Annotated in this window: 10 protein-coding genes and 2 riboswitches; of the genes, 3 read left to right on the top strand and 7 right to left on the bottom strand. The window is 62.9% G+C overall.

The genetic code is table 11. The features are described 5' to 3' along the window. Positions 1-3: 3 nt before the first annotated feature. From def to AC1RJW_RS15485, 7 genes are all read right to left on the bottom strand, one after another. Positions 4-540: a peptide deformylase gene (gene def / locus AC1RJW_RS15515; protein ID WP_034752265.1), complete on the bottom strand. Its 537-nt coding sequence runs from the start codon at positions 538-540 to the stop codon at positions 4-6. Then, positions 537-1430, bottom strand: coding sequence for a UTP--glucose-1-phosphate uridylyltransferase GalU (gene galU, locus AC1RJW_RS15510; RefSeq protein WP_493045694.1), 894 nt, complete (start codon positions 1428-1430; stop codon positions 537-539). The genes def and galU overlap by 4 nt, the downstream gene beginning before the upstream one ends. A 20-nt stretch (positions 1431-1450) precedes the next feature. Further along, positions 1451-3802, bottom strand: a complete 2352-nt coding sequence (gene ligA / locus AC1RJW_RS15505) for an NAD-dependent DNA ligase LigA (RefSeq protein ID WP_493045693.1) — start codon at positions 3800-3802, stop codon at positions 1451-1453. A gap of 14 nt (positions 3803-3816) precedes the next feature. Further along, a complete protein-coding gene (locus AC1RJW_RS15500; RefSeq protein ID WP_493045692.1) occupies positions 3817-4983 on the bottom strand; it encodes a cell division protein ZipA C-terminal FtsZ-binding domain-containing protein in 1167 nt (388 codons plus the stop codon). Further along, on the bottom strand, positions 4980-8507 hold the full coding sequence (gene smc, locus AC1RJW_RS15495) for a chromosome segregation protein SMC (protein WP_493045691.1): 3528 nt from the start codon (positions 8505-8507) through the stop codon (positions 4980-4982). The genes AC1RJW_RS15500 and smc overlap by 4 nt, the downstream gene beginning before the upstream one ends. 185 nt (positions 8508-8692) lie before the next feature. Then, entirely contained in the window at positions 8693-9292 is a 600-nt protein-coding gene (locus AC1RJW_RS15490) for a phosphatase PAP2 family protein (protein ID WP_493045690.1), read from the bottom strand. Positions 9293-9490: 198 nt separating this feature from the next. Next, positions 9491-10063 carry an ATP-dependent Clp protease proteolytic subunit gene (locus AC1RJW_RS15485; RefSeq protein ID WP_493045688.1) on the bottom strand — a complete coding sequence of 191 codons (573 nt, stop codon included), beginning with the start codon at positions 10061-10063 and terminating at the stop codon, positions 9491-9493. Between the two features lie 169 nt (positions 10064-10232). Then, a riboswitch (glycine riboswitch) is annotated at positions 10233-10319 on the top strand. Positions 10320-10347: 28 nt separating this feature from the next. Further along, a riboswitch (glycine riboswitch) is annotated at positions 10348-10454 on the top strand. A gap of 75 nt (positions 10455-10529) precedes the next feature. Here AC1RJW_RS15485 and gcvT point away from each other — a divergent pair. The 3 genes from gcvT (at position 10530) to gcvP (ending at position 15124) form a co-directional block, all read left to right on the top strand. Continuing rightward, positions 10530-11651 carry a glycine cleavage system aminomethyltransferase GcvT gene (gcvT, locus tag AC1RJW_RS15480; RefSeq protein WP_077403330.1) on the top strand — a complete coding sequence of 374 codons (1122 nt, stop codon included), beginning with the start codon at positions 10530-10532 and terminating at the stop codon, positions 11649-11651. 73 nt (positions 11652-11724) lie between these two features. Further along, on the top strand, positions 11725-12105 hold the full coding sequence (gene gcvH / locus AC1RJW_RS15475; RefSeq protein WP_305055181.1) for a glycine cleavage system protein GcvH: 381 nt from the start codon (positions 11725-11727) through the stop codon (positions 12103-12105). Positions 12106-12223: 118 nt separating this feature from the next. Then, the gene (gene gcvP, locus AC1RJW_RS15470; protein ID WP_493045687.1) at positions 12224-15124 is read left to right on the top strand and encodes an aminomethyl-transferring glycine dehydrogenase; all 2901 of its coding nucleotides are present in this window, start codon (positions 12224-12226) and stop codon (positions 15122-15124) included. Positions 15125-15164 lie beyond the last annotated feature (40 nt).

Raw genomic sequence — 15164 nt, 5'->3', positions numbered from 1 at the left:
CGCCTAGTCGTCGTCGTTCGGATCCAGGTCAGGGAACATCACTTCTGTGTAACCGAACTGCGTGAAGTCGACGATACGCATCGGATACAGAATGCCGTGCAGATGGTCCACTTCATGCTGCACCACGCGGGCATGGAAGCCGTCGCAGTCGCGGCTGATGGGCTGGCCGAACTGATCCACGCCCTCGTAGTGCAGCTCGCTCCAGCGCGGCACGCTGCCGCGCAGGCCCGGCACGGACAGGCAGCCCTCGAAACCCTCTTCCTTGCGTTCCGACAAAGGCGTCAGCACGGGGTTGATCAACACGGTTTCCGGCACTTGCGGCGCGTCGGGATAGCGCAGATTCTGCTTGAAGCCATAGATCACCAGCTGCAGGTTGACGCCGATCTGCGGCGCCGCCAGACCCGCGCCATTGGCCGCATGCATGGTGTCGAACATGTCGGCGATCAAGGCATGCAATTCGGGCGTATCGAATTCACGCACGGGTTCGGCCATCCGCAGCAGGCGCGGATCGCCCATCTTCAGAATTTCACGTACCGTCATTTTGCTTCCAGTATCGATTGCAGTTCTTGCAGATAAGAGCGGAAGGCCGCACCCGTTTCCGGATGTTTCATGCCCATCGCCGTCGTTGCCTTCAGATAACCCAGTTTGGAGCCACAGTCATAACGCTGCCCCTGGTAGCGGTAAGCCAGCACGCGCTCTTCGCGCATCAGGGCGGCAATACCGTCCGTCAGCTGGATTTCGCCGCCGGCGCCCGTGCCGATTTTTTCCAGGTGTTCGAAGATGCGGCTGGTCAGCACATAACGCCCCACTACGGCCAAGGTCGATGGCGCCTCTTCGGGCGCGGGCTTTTCCACGATGGCCGAGACCAGTTCCAGGTCGGGCTGATAATGCTGGGCGCTGACGATGCCGTACTGCTTGGTTTCCGCGCGCGGTACGTCCTGCACCGCCAGCAAGGAGCAGTTTTCATACTGATATACATCCGCCATCTGTGCCAGCACCGGGCGCACGCCCTCTTCCACATCCATGAAATCGTCGGCCAGCAGCACGGCAAACGGCTCGTCGCCGATCACGGGGCGGGCGCACAGCACGGCATGCCCCAGGCCCAGCGGCGCCGACTGGCGTATGTAAATACAATTGATGTGCTTGGGAATGACGTTTTGCACCATTTCCAGCAACTGGCGCTTGCCGGCCGCTTCCAGCTCAGACTCCAGCTCATAGGCCGTATCGAAATGGTCTTCGATGGCGCGCTTGTTGCGGCCCGTGATGAAGATCATTTCCGTGATACCCGCCGCCACGGCTTCTTCCACCGCATACTGGATCAATGGCTTGTCGACGATAGGCAACATTTCCTTCGGTTGCGCCTTGGTCGCAGGCAAGAAACGGCTGCCCAGGCCAGCGACAGGAAAGACTGCTTTTCTGATTTTTTTCATGGGTCTTCTGTAATGAATGATTAGTCTTGCGCCAACAGGGTCAGCAAGCCAGCCTCGTCGAGTATGGTCACGCCCAGTTCCTGGGCCTTGGCCAATTTGCTGCCGGCGTCCGAACCGGCCACGACATAGCCAGTCTTCTTCGACACTGAACCGCTGACCTTGCCACCGGCCGCTTCGATCAGCTCCGCGGCTTCATCGCGACTCATGTTGGGCAAGGTGCCCGTCAAAACGAAAGTCTTGCCGTCCAGCTTGCCGCCATTGGCTGGCATTTCAGGCAATTGTGACAGTAATTCACTGCGCAGGGCGTCCAGTTGACCAAGCAGCTTGACATTGCCCTCATCGGCCAGCCATTGCGCCAGCGCTTCGGCCACGGCGGCGGGCAAGCCCGCGTGGAAGCTGGCGCCTTGCGCCGCCAGGCTGGCCAGGGTCACGCCCCGCTCTACCAGCTGCCTGCTGCGCGGCTCCGTCAGCTTCGGGATGCCGATGGCCGCCAGCAGCGTGGTTTGCTCCAGTTGCGTGCGCAGCTTGGCGCTGGGTGCGTGTTCGCCCTGCGGCGTGACGCCCGCATCCAGCAATGCCTGCAGCGCCTGCTGGTTCTTTTCTTCGGCAAAGAAGTCGGCGATCGATTCGGCCACCGTGCCGCCGATATCGGGCAGCACGCGCAGCAAGGCGGCCGGCGCCCGGCGCACGTAGTCGAGGCTGCCCAGCCATTCGGCCAGAGTCTTCGCCGTCGACTCGCCCACGTGGCGGATGCCCAAGGCAAACAGGAAACGCTCGAGCGGCGGACGCTTGCTCGCTTCGATGCCCGCCAGCAGGTTTTCCGCCCATTTGGTGGGAATCTTGCCTTGTTGCACTGTTTCCGGCGTGGAGCCATCGCGTTCGTCGGCGCGCAGCTTCATTTCCAGTAATTTGTCCAGGGTCAAGCTGTACAGGTCAGCCAGGCCATGCACGTATTCGAGTTCGACCAGGGTATCGATATAACGTTCCCCCAAGCCTTCGATATCCATCATGCGGCGGCCCGCGAAATGACGGAACGCTTCCTTGCGCTGCGCCGAGCAGAACAGGCCGCCCGAGCAGCGGGCGATGGCCTCGCCCTCTTCGCGCACCACGTGCGAGCCGCAGACGGGACACGCTTCCAGCATCTTGAACGGCAGCGGCGCCGGTTCCGGACGCCTCTCCAGCACCACGGACAGCACTTCGGGAATCACGTCGCCAGCGCGGCGCACGACGACGGTATCGCCCACGCGCACATCCTTGCGCAGCACCTCGTCTTCATTGTGCAAGGTGGCGTTGGTCACCGTCACGCCGCCGACGGACACGGGCGCCAGGCGCGCCACGGGCGTCATCGCGCCCGTGCGGCCCACCTGGATGTCGATGCCCAGCACCTGCGTCAGCGCTTCTTCGGCGGGGAACTTGTGCGCCAGCGCAAAACGCGGCGCACGCGAGACAAAGCCCAGCTCCTGCTGGTCTTCCGTCGCGTTCACCTTGTAGACCACGCCGTCGATTTCATACGGCAAGGCGGGACGGCGCGCGCCGATGTCGGCATAGTAGGCCAGCAAGCCCTGCGCGCCCTGCACCACCTTGCGCTCCTTCGACACGGGGATGCCCAGGGTTTCGTACCAGTCAAGCAAGGCCGAATGCGATACGGGCATGGCGGCGCCATCGAGGGCGCCGATGCCGTAGGCATAGAAGCGCAGCTTGCGCTGCGCCGTGATGCGCGAATCGAGCTGGCGCAGGCTGCCGGCCGCCGCATTGCGCGGGTTGGCGAATTCCTTCTGGCCCGCCTCGCGCTGGCGTTCGTTCAGGCGGGCAAAATCGCCCTTGAACATCATCACTTCGCCGCGCACGTCGAGCACGGCCGGAATCTTGTCGCCATGCAAGCGCAGCGGGATGCCGGAAATGGTGCGGATATTCGCCGTCACGTCCTCGCCCGTGGCGCCGTCGCCGCGCGTGGCCGCCTGCACGAACAGGCCGTGCTCATAGCGCAGGTTGATGGCCAGGCCATCGAATTTCACTTCGGCAGCGTAGTCGACTTCCGCACCGTCAAGGTCCAGGCCTTCGCGCACGCGGCGGTCAAAGTTGACGATATCGTCATCGGAGAAACCATTGTTCAGCGACAACATCGGCACCGTGTGCGTGACTTGCTCGAATTGCGGCAAGGGTGCCGCGCCCACGCGCAGGGTGGGCGAATCCGGTTGCAGCAAGTCGGGATGCGCCGCTTCCAGCGCCTGCAGCTCGACGAACAGCTTGTCGTACTCGGCGTCGGGAATCGTGGGATTGTCGAGCACGTGGTAGGCGTGCAGGTGCCGGTTGAGTTCGGCAGTGAGATCCAGGACCCGCGCTGCGGCGTCCTGGTTGATCGGATCAGTCATTGTTGCGGGATTCTTCAGCTAAATAAACGCAGGGCGCGGGTGGAACCGGCCGGAATGTCGGCCGCATCCATTTCCTGGTAAAACTCTTGCACCTGGCCGGCGATCTCGGCCAGCGCCGCATCGGACAGGGCCTGGTTGTAATCATCGACGATGGTGGCGTCGAGGCGGCCCACCAGTGCCTTGGCGCAAGCGACCATGGCGCCGAAACCGTCGCGCGCGGGCGCCACGCAGGGCACGTCCAGCAGCAGAGTCAAACGGGACGTGGTTTCCTCGGCCAGGGTGACATTCGTCGACAGCGAGAACAGATAGCTGCCGTCGCCGTCGGGCATGACGAAACGGCCATCGGGACGCACGTCGAAGCCCTGCTTTTCCAGCGCGAACAGCAAGGTGGAAATGGCCCATGGCGCGCCATTCGTGTGCAGGTTGACGCCCAACTGGGCGTCGTGGCCGGCCACGAAACGGTGCAGATTGCGCGCTTCGGCCATCACTTCCATCATGTCCGGCACTTCCGGCTCGGCGCCGATCTCGTCGGCGACGCCGCGCAGGCGCGTGACCAGTTCCGAGTATTCGAGTTCATTCAGGGCCGTGCTGCGGCTGGCCAGCTGCACGCCGCCCTGCATCTTGGTGTAGACACCGCCATGCGTGATCGGTTCCCAGTCGCCATTCACGTGCAAACCAATGAAATGGACGGGCTTGTTGCCCACCAGGCGCAAGGTTTGCAGCACGGGCAGGATCTTGTCGCCGCGCACGGGCGCTTCCAGCGACAAAGGCAGCAGGCAATCGATCAGCGGGTCGACCAGGCTGGTCGCCTGCTCGCTGGCGGCGCTGACTTCCTGCTGCAGCGGCGCGGCCACGGCAGCAGGCGCCTCGACGCCAGCTTCGCCGAGCGATGGTTCCGCATGCACGGGGGCGTCGGGCACGGGCGCCGTCGGCGGCGCGCCGAACGACGGTTCGGCCTTGGCGGCGGGCGCGGCGTCAAAGCGCGGTTCCTGGCGCAGGACGGGTTCCTGGGCCTCCACTGCCGGCGCATCGCCGTCGCGCATCAGCACGTCGTCGTGGTCGGTGGAAAAAGCCCGCTCCACGCTTTTCTTGGCCTTGTATTCCTGCCATTTGTTGTAGGAGAAAACACCGACGATAAAGACGCCGCCGGCGCCGAACAAGGTAATTTGAAGGTCTGTCATGCTGCTTGTGCCTCGGTTGCAAAATTTGCGGCGGACTCCATGTCCACCGCCACGATGCGCGATACGCCCTGCTCCTGCATCGTCACACCGATCAATTGATGGGCCATTTCCATCGCAATCTTGTTATGCGAAATGAAAAGGAATTGGGTCTGGTCGGACATGCGCTTGACCATGCGGCAGAAGCGTTCCGTGTTCGAATCGTCCAGCGGTGCATCGACTTCATCGAGCAGGCAGAACGGCGCCGGATTCAGGCGGAACATGGAAAACACCAATGCGGTCGCGGTCAGCGCCTTCTCTCCACCGGACAACAGGTGGATGGTGGCATTTTTCTTGCCGGGAGGCTGCGCCATGACTTGTACACCGGAATCGAGAATCTCGTCGCCCGTCATGGTCAGCCTGGCCTGGCCCCCGCCGAACAGGATGGGGAACAGCTCGGAAAAGTGGTGATTGACCTTGTCGAACGTGTCTTGCAGCAAGTCGCGCGTTTCCTTGTCGATCTTGTGGATCGCGTCTTCCAGCGTGTTGATCGCTTCCGTCAGGTCGGCATTCTGGGCGTCGAGGAAATTCTTGCGCTCGGATGCCTGCGCCAGTTCGTCCAGCGCGGCCAGGTTGACGGCGCCCAGCGACGTGATGGCGTTGGTCAGGCGCGTGACTTCGCCCTGCAGATACGAGGGGCGCATGTCCGGATGCAATTTTTCCGTCAAGGCGGCCTCGTCGGCGCCCGACTCCAGCAGTTGCTGGGCGAACTGCTCCTGGTTCAGGCGCGCGGCCTGTTCCTTGAGCTGCATTTCCATGATCTTGTCGCGCTGCGGCTGCAGGCTGCGTTCCGATTGCGTGCGCGCATCTTCGGACAGGCGCAGCTGCTGCGTAATTTGATCGAGTTCATGGCGCGCGTCGGCCAGCGCCCGCTCCTGCGTGGTGCGGCGCTCGAGCAAGTCCTGCAAGCCGTCGGCGGCCGCGCCGCTTTCCAGGTTGGCCAGTTCCAGTTCGCCCGCCTGCAGGCTGGCCGTTACTTGCTGGGCCTGCGTACTGGCCGTGGCGATATTGCGGCGCAATTCCTCGATCTTCGCGCGGTGGGCTTTTTCCGCGTATTCCGTATCCTTGGCGGCCCGCTCCAGGTCGCGCAAGGCTTCGCGCGCCTCGGCCAGACGCTGTTCCTTCTGCAGGAAGTCCGTATGGCCGTCTTCGTGCGCTTCCTGCAGGTTGCCCAGTTCCATGTCCAGCTGCTCGAATTTCTCTTCCGATTCGGCCTTGATCTGCTGCTGCTCCGCTTCCTGCGCGGCAATTTCCGCCAGGTCGGCGCCGATCTGCGTGCTGCGCTGGTTGAAGCGCGCTTCCACTTCCGACAGTTTCACCACGTCCAGTTGCAGAGTATGCACGGAAGACGTCAGTTGCTGTATGCGCAAGCGCAAGTCGGACAGGTTGCGCGTCAAGGTTCCCACGGCGGCGTCGGCCCGCACGGAACGGGCGCGCGCCTCTTCGGCCAGTAGTTGCTGCGCGCGCAACTGCTTGCCGATATTGTCGATTTCCTGCTGGCGGCCCAGCATGCCTTCCTGCTCCGAATCGGCCGCATAGAAGCGCACGCTGGTGGCCGTGACCACGTGCCCAAGCCGCGTGACGAAATAGCCGCCCGGCGGCAATTTCGCCCGTTCGGCCAACGCCTCGGCCGCGTCTTCCACGGCGTAGGCGTTGTACAGCCAATCCTGCAGCAAGCCGCGCAAGCCGGGATCGTTGAGTTTCAGCAAGTTCAAAAACGGTTTCAGGCCTGGCACGTCCGGCAGCGGCAACGGCGCCACCGTCGATGGCGCATACAGGGCCAGCTTGGCCGGCGGCGCGTCCGCAAAGAAGGCCTTGGCCCAGTCGATATTCGACAGTTGCAGGGCCGACGTGCGCTCGCGCAAGATCGATTCCATGGCCGCTTCCCAGCCCGCTTCGATCTGCAGCTTTTGCCACAGGCGGGGCAAGGTGTCGAGCTCGTGCTTTTTCAGCCACGGCTGGACCTTGCCCTGCGTCTGCACCCGTTCCTGCAATTGTTTCAAAGCAGAAAGACGCGCTTCCAGCTGGGCGTTGGCCGCCGTTTCGGCATTGACCTGTGCCTGGGCTTCGGCCCGTTCCTGTTCCAGCTTGGGCTGCTGCTCCAGCGCTTCTTCCAGGTAGAAGCCCTGCTCTTCCAGGGTTTGCTGTTTTTCTTCCAGCTGCAGTTTCAGGTTTTCCAGATGGCTGCTGTCAGGCAAACTCAGACTGTTCTTTTCCTGCTGCAGGCGCTCACGGCGGCTCAAGAGGCTGGCCAGGATGTTGGAGGCGTTGCGCTGGTGCGCCGATTCCAGTTCCAGCTGCTGCTGGGCCTGCATGATCCGCGCGCGCGATTCCGTGCTCTTGTTCTGCGCGGCGCGCCAGGCGGCGTCCAGCTCGGGCAATTGCTCGCCCTTCTGCTCGGCCATCATTTGCGACTGTTCCACCTTCGCGGCCAGTTCCTCGAGGTGGAATTCCGCCTCTTCGATCTGTTCCTGGTATTCGCTGCCCTGGCTGTTCCACTGGTCGCGCTGGGCCGTCAAGGTGGCCAGCTGGGCCTGCAGGCGGGCGCGCGATTCGATGACGAACTTGATCTGCGCTTCCAGGCTGCCGATTTCCGCATTCGTCTGGTACAGATGGCCTTGCGCCGTATGCAGGCGGTCGCCCACGGCAAAGTGCGCCTGGCGCATCTGTTCCAGGGTCAGCTCGACATTGCGCAGCTTGGCCGTCTGCTCTTCCAGGTCCGTCTGCGCCTGTTCCACTTCGCGGAAATAGCGCGTCTGCTCGTTTTGCGCCTCGTTCTTGCGCAACAGCCACAGCAATTTCTGTTTTTCTTCCTGGTCCGCCTGCAAGGCGTGGAAACGCGTGGCCACGGCCGCCTGCGCTTCCAGCTTTTCCAGGTTGGCATTGAGTTCGCGCAAGATGTCTTCCACGCGCAGCAAATTCTCGCGCGTGTCCTGCAGCCGGTTTTCCGTCTCGCGGCGGCGTTCCTTGTATTTGGAGACACCGGCCGCTTCTTCGAGGAAGACGCGCAATTCTTCGGGCCGCGATTCGATGATGCGCGAAATCATGCCCTGGCCGATGATGGCGTAGGCGCGCGGACCGAGACCCGTGCCGAGGAAGATGTCCTGGATGTCGCGCCGGCGCACGGGCTGGCCATTGATGTAATAGGTGGAGGTGCCGTCGCGCGTCAGGGTGCGCTTGACGGCGATCTCGGCGTACTGGCCCCACTGGCCGGATGCCTTGCCATCGTTGTTGTCGAACACCAGCTCCACGGAAGCGCGGCCGGCCGGCTTGCGGTGCGTGGAGCCGTTGAAGATGACGTCCTGCATCGACTCGCCGCGCAACTCCGACGCTTTCGACTCGCCCAGCACCCAGCGCACGGCGTCGATGATGTTCGACTTGCCGCAGCCATTCGGTCCGACCACGCCCACGAGCTGGCCTGGCACCTGGAAATTGGTGGGATCGACGAAAGACTTAAATCCCGACAACTTGATGGAAGAGAGACGCACGTGTTTTAGAGTTCCTGGCCTATGCTGGCGGTTGAATTATCGGCGAACCCGGTTCATATTCAGTTCAGATGCACCATTGCGACGGCAGCCTGGCCGCCCGCCGCAAAAAAAAGTGGTTCATCATACCATTTCCTGATGCTTTTCTGGCCAAAAAACAGCAGCGTCAAGTGCCGGCGGGCACCATCTCAACGGGCTGGGCGGCCATCCTGCGCCAGTTTCCAGTCCGCGCGGGAAAAAACGCGCTCATGGCCGGACAGCACCATGGCCAGTTTTTGCAGCCATTGCTCGGTCGGCATGGGTTCGGCCTTGAAGCTCAGCACCACCATCAGTACCAGGCTGGCCAGGGCCAGCGCATGGCTGACGGCGAAATTGACGGCGCCACGGGCATTCCACATGAAGCCCAGCGCCAGCGCCAGGCCCAGCACGCAGCCGCTGACGGCTTCCGACACGCTGTGCGCATGCACGACCACGCGCGAAATGGCCACCAGCACGGCAAAGGCCACGCCGACGAGCACGCCGGCATGGCGCCAGCGCGGCGCGGCCCGCTGCAGCAGCACATACATCAGCACGGGAAACACGGCGCCGGCGCGCATGGCGTGGCCGCTGAAACCGGTAAAGTCGAGCGTGCTGCTGCCCACGCCCCAGCTCATGAAGGCCAGCTTCGACAGCACCACGAGGGCCAGGCCGCCGCCATACCACAAGCTCCAGCTGAGTACCAGCCGCCACTGGCGCGACACGAGCAGCCACAGGGCGATCGCCACGCCAGCCGGTCCCATCACGGACATGTCGGCCGCAAAAGAAATCCCATTCCACCAAGTCATCGTGCCTACGCTTATTTCATGATCAGCGTGCACTATGCCACGACTGGCCCTGCTTGCACCCGGGTTTTTATCAACTACGGGCAAGAATTACATTCCATTACAATTTCCACTTCGAAAATTGCCATATGAAAATATTCTCGCGGATGCCGCACCGGCGACGCCTCAGATATTCGTCAGGCGCTTGCCCTTGGGGGGTGCAAAATCACGGATCGATTCGACCATGCCCACTTCCAGCGCCTGGTCGGCCGTCAGGTGCAGGTCGGAATACGCGTGCACCTGCCACTGCTCTTCCGTCAGGCTGACGTGGCCACGCAGGATGCGCTCGGTGCGCATGTCGTCGGCGCGCAAGCCTTCGACGATGATGCTGAGCGCATCGGGGCGCGAACCGGGCGAGGCTGTCGCATGCGACTTGTGCACCATGAAGCGGGCCGTGTCGCTGGCATGGCGGTGCCGCCCCGACAAGAACAGGGTCACGGCGATGGACGCCACGGCGCCCGCGTTGTAGGTAATGATGTCGAACGGCAACTTGCTGAGGAAGTTGTACAGACAGATGCCGTCGCTGACGTAGCCGCCGTTGGACTGGATCAGGATGTGCGCGGTGGTGAGCTTGTCTTCCGTGATGTCGGCCACGGCGTTGAAGACGCGCCGCACCATGTCGCTGTTGACATCGCCCGAGAGGGTAAAGTAACCGTGCTGCTCGGTGTTGTTTTGCGTCTCGCTTTGTGTAGTGTTCATGGCAGGCACCCGCAAGAAAGCCAGGATTTCATCATAGCGCATTCCCGCGCGGCCGGGCGCCCTTTTGCACCGGGCCAGCACCCCTCCCAGCCCCGCAAACCGGGACTTTTGCTGCAATTTGGCAACGTCTTTTCAGATTGACAGAAACACCCTGCTGGCATATATTCCTCCCACTTGATCGGGAGAGGGCAACCCAGCGTTGCCGCCGAAGGGGCACTACCCAAAAACTCTCAGGCAAAAGGACCGATCAGGCGGACTGAAGCTGTTGCTTTGGCGACACGTTTTAGCTCAACTCTGGAGAGCGGCCGCGGCACATGCCGGCGGCCCACCGAAGGGGCGCACGGGGCAAGCTCCCCGTAATCTCTCAGGTACAAAGGACAGGGGGGTCAGTGATCACGCTGGAAAGCCGTGTTTGGCTATTCTATGTTTTGTTAACTTCCCCCTTTACCTTCGTCCCGAGGAATCCATGACGCTCAAAGCGACCCCACTCAACAACGCCCACCGTGCCCTCGGCGCCCGCATGGTCGATTTCGGCGGCTGGGACATGCCCGTCAACTACGGCTCGCAAATCGAAGAACACAACGCCGTGCGCGGCGACGCCGGCATGTTCGACGTGTCCCATATGTGCGTGGTCGATATCGAAGGCCCCAACGTGCGCGCCTTCCTGCGCGGCTTGCTGGCCAACAACGTTGACAAGCTGCAAGTGTCGGGCAAGGCGCTGTATTCGTGCATGTTGAATGCCGAAGGTACCGTCATCGATGACCTGATCGTCTACTTCTTCAACGAAAACTGGTTCCGCCTCGTCGTCAACGCGGGCACGGCTGAAAAAGACGTGGCGTGGATGCAGCAGCAAAACACCAACACCAACAGCGGCCTGACGATCACCGAGCGCCGCAATGCCAACAATCCGATGGCCCTGGTGGCCGTGCAAGGCCCGAACGCGCGCGCCAAGGTGTGGCAAGTGCTGCCGGAAACGCAAGCCGCGTCCGAAGCCATCAAGCCCTTCAATGTCGTCATCGTCAAGGACACGGCCTTCGGCGAAGTCATGCTGGCGCGCACCGGCTACACGGGCGAAGACGGCTTTGAAATCGGCGTGGCCGCCACCCAGGTGGAAGCGCTGTGGAACGCCCTGGCTGCCGCCGGCGTCAAGCCGGCCGGCCTCGGTGCGCGCGACACCCTGCGCCTGGAAGCGGGCATGAATCTGTACGGCCAGGACATGGACGAAACCGTCAACCCGCTGGACGCGGGCCTGGCGTGGACCATCGACCTGGTCAGCGAGCGCGACTTCATCGGCAAGGCCGCCCTGCTGGCGAAAGGCCAGAACGCGCAATTCGTGGGCCTGATCCTGCGCGAAAAAGGCGGCGTGCTGCGCGCCCATCAAAAAGTCATCATTGCCGGCAGCGACGCCACCGGTGAAATCACCAGCGGCACCTTCAGCCCGACCATGCAGGAAGCCATTGCTCTCGCGCGCGTGCCGAACGGCGTCAACGTGGGCGACACCGTGCACGTGGAAATCCGCGGCAAGCAGCTGGCCGCTTCCGTCGTCAAGCTGCCTTTCGTGCGTAACGGTAAAATCCTGGCTGCGTAAGCGTATTTATAGAGCCGCCCGCAAGACCGTACAACCATAATCAATAACGAACACTTACCATCTGGAGCCACACATGAACATTCCTGCAGACCTGAAGTACACCGCTTCCCACGAATGGGTACGCCTTGAAGGCGACGGCACGATCACCGTCGGCATCACCGAGTACGCGCAGGACGCCCTGGGCGACATCGTCTTCGTCGAACTGCCAACCGTGGGCAACAGCTACGGCGCCGGCGACGACGCCGCCGTGGTGGAATCGGTCAAGGCAGCGAGCGACATCTACGCGCCGATCGCCGGCGAAGTCGTGGCCGTCAACGACGACGTGGTCAACTCGCCCGAGTCGATCAACGCCGACGCCTACGCCAACTGGCTGTTCAAGATCAAGCCAGCCGACGTGTCGGCCCTGGACGGCTTGCTCGACGCTGCCGCCTATGGCGCCACCACCGGCGCCTGATCGCGTTTGACTCACGGGCCGCGTTTGCGGCCCGTTTGCATTTAATTTTGTAGCTATACCCCGCCGCCGCGCCCGCGCGCCGCATCCCGGTTTTTCAGTCTTTTTTGGCCTCTATATCATGACCCGCACCAGCCTGACCCAACTCGAAGCACGCGATGCCTTCATCGCCCGCCACATCGGCCCTTCCGTCACCGAACAGCAAGCCATGCTGGCGACCCTCGGCTATCCATCGCGCGCCGCGCTGATCGACGCCCTGGTACCGGCCAACATCCGCAACAAGGGCGCCCTGCCATTGGGCGCGTACTCGCAGCCGATGCCGGAACAGGAAGCCCTGTCGCGCCTGAAAGCCATCGCCGGCAAGAACCAGGTGCTCAAATCCCTGATTGGCCAAGGCTACTACAACACGTTTACCCCTGGTGTCGTTTTGCGCAACATCTTTGAAAATCCCGCCTGGTACACGGCTTACACGCCTTACCAGCCTGAGATTTCGCAAGGCCGCCTGGAAGCGATTTTGAATTTCCAGCAAGTGATCACGGATTTGACCGGCATGGGCATCTCGAACGCCTCGATGCTGGACGAAGGCACGGCCGCCGCCGAAGCGATGACGCTGATCCAGCGCGTGGGCAAGTCGAAGTCGAACGTGCTGTACGTCGCCAATGACGTGCTGCCGCAAACGCTGGAAGTGGTGCAGACGCGCGCCCAGCCGATCGGCATCGAAGTGCGTACGTTTGATCCGGCTGAAATCGAAGCGCTGGACGCCTGCTTCGGCGTGCTGCTGCAATACCCTGGCGTGAACGGCTTAGTCCGCGACTACCGCGCCGGCGTGGAAAAACTGCACGCGAATGGCGCCATGGTCATCGTCGCGGCCGACCTGCTGGCCCTGACCATGCTGACCCCTCCTGGCGAATGGGGCGCCGACGTCGTCGTCGGCAACAGCCAGCGCTTCGGCGTGCCGCTCGGTTTCGGCGGCCCGCACGCGGGCTACCTATCCACGCGCGATGAATTCAAGCGCAATATGTCAGGCCGCCTGGTGGGCGTGACCGTCGATGCGCAAGGCAACAAGGCGTACCGTCTGGCCCTGCAAACGCGCGAACAGCATATCCGCCGCGAAAAAGCGACGTCCAACATCTGCACGGCGCAAGTGCTGCTGGCCGTGATGGCCTCGATGTACGCCGTCTACCACGGCCCCGCCGGCCTGCTGCAGATCGCCCAGCGCGTGCACCGATACACGGGCGTGCTGGCCGCCAACCTGAAAACCCTGGGCTATGGCGTCGTCAACGCGAGCTACTTCGACACCCTGACGATCAACGTCGCCGATGCGGCGCAGCTGCACGCGACGGCCATGCACCACGGCGTCAACCTGCGCAAGATCGACAACACCCATGTCGGCGTGTCGCTTGACGAAACCACCACGCGCGACGATATCGCGCTGCTGTGGAAAGTGTTCGCGCACGGCCTGGCCAACGCGCCTGCCGCCCCGGACCTGGACGCCGTCGAAGCGGCGGTGACCAGCGCGCTGCCGGCCAACCTGGCGCGCGAGAGCGCCTACCTGACCCACCCCGTCTTCAACAGCTACCACTCGGAACACGAAATGCTGCGCTACCTGCGCAGCCTGGCCGACAAGGACCTGGCGCTGGACCGCACCATGATCCCGCTCGGTTCGTGCACCATGAAGCTGAACGCGACGAGCGAAATGATCCCCGTCACCTGGCCGGAATTTTCGAACATCCACCCGTTCGCGCCCGATGCGCAAACGGTCGGCTACCGCGAAATGATCGCGCAGCTGGAAGAGATGCTGTGCGCGCTGACGGGCTACGCTGCCGTCTCGCTGCAGCCGAACGCCGGCTCGCAGGGCGAATACGCGGGTCTGCTGGTGATCAAGGCGTACCACGAATCGCGCGGCGAAGGCCACCGCAACATCTGTCTGATTCCATCGTCGGCGCACGGCACCAACCCTGCCTCGGCCAACATGGTCGGCATGCAGGTCGTCGTCACCAGCTGCGACGCCAACGGCAACGTGGACCTGGCCGACCTGAAGGCGAAAGCGGAAAAGCACAGCGCCAACCTGGCCTGCGTGATGGTCACCTACCCGTCCACCCACGGCGTGTTTGAAGAAGGCATCCAGGAACTGTGCGAAATCATCCACTCGCACGGCGGCCAGGTCTACATCGACGGCGCCAACATGAATGCGCTGGTCGGCGTGGCCGCTCCCGGCTCGTTTGGCGGCGACGTGTCGCACCTGAACCTGCACAAAACCTTCTGCATCCCGCACGGCGGCGGCGGCCCAGGCGTCGGCCCGATCGGCGTGGGCGCCCACCTGGCGAAATTCCTGCCGAACCAGCGTTCGTCGGGCTACCAGCGCGACGTCGCCGGCATCGGCGCCGTCAGCGCCGCGCCATTCGGCTCGGCCAGCATCCTGCCGATTTCGTGGATGTACATCGCCATGATGGGCGCGGAAGGCTTGACGGCAGCGACCGAGACGGCGATCCTGGCGGCAAACTACATCGCGCGCCGCCTGGCGCCGCACTACCCGGTGCTGTACTCGGGCCACGACGGCCTGGTCGCGCACGAGTGCATCCTGGACCTGCGCCCGATCACGGACGCCACCGGCATCAGCAACGAAGACGTGGCCAAGCGCCTGATGGACTTCGGTTTCCATGCGCCGACCATGAGCTTCCCCGTGCCGGGCACGCTGATGATCGAGCCGACGGAAAGCGAATCGAAAGTGGAAATCGACCGCTTCATCGACGCCATGATCGCCATCCGCGGCGAAATCGCCAAGGTCGCCAGCGGCGAATTCGACCACGACGACAACCCGTTGAAGAACGCGCCGCACACGGCACAGGTATTGATGTCGGACAACTGGGAACGCAAGTACAGCCGTGAAATTGCGGCCTACCCCGTCGCTTCCTTGCGCCAGCGCAAATACTGGCCACCGGTCGGCCGCGCCGACAACGTGTACGGCGACCGCAACCTGTTCTGCGGCTGCGCACCGATCAGCTCATATGAAGAAGAGTAAAACTGATTTGCCCGGCTAGCCGGGCAAGAGTAAAACAGAA

The sequence above is a fragment of the Janthinobacterium sp. GW822-FHT07A03 genome, from assembly GCF_058798815.1.
This window is presented reverse-complemented; position numbering and strand designations above follow the sequence as displayed.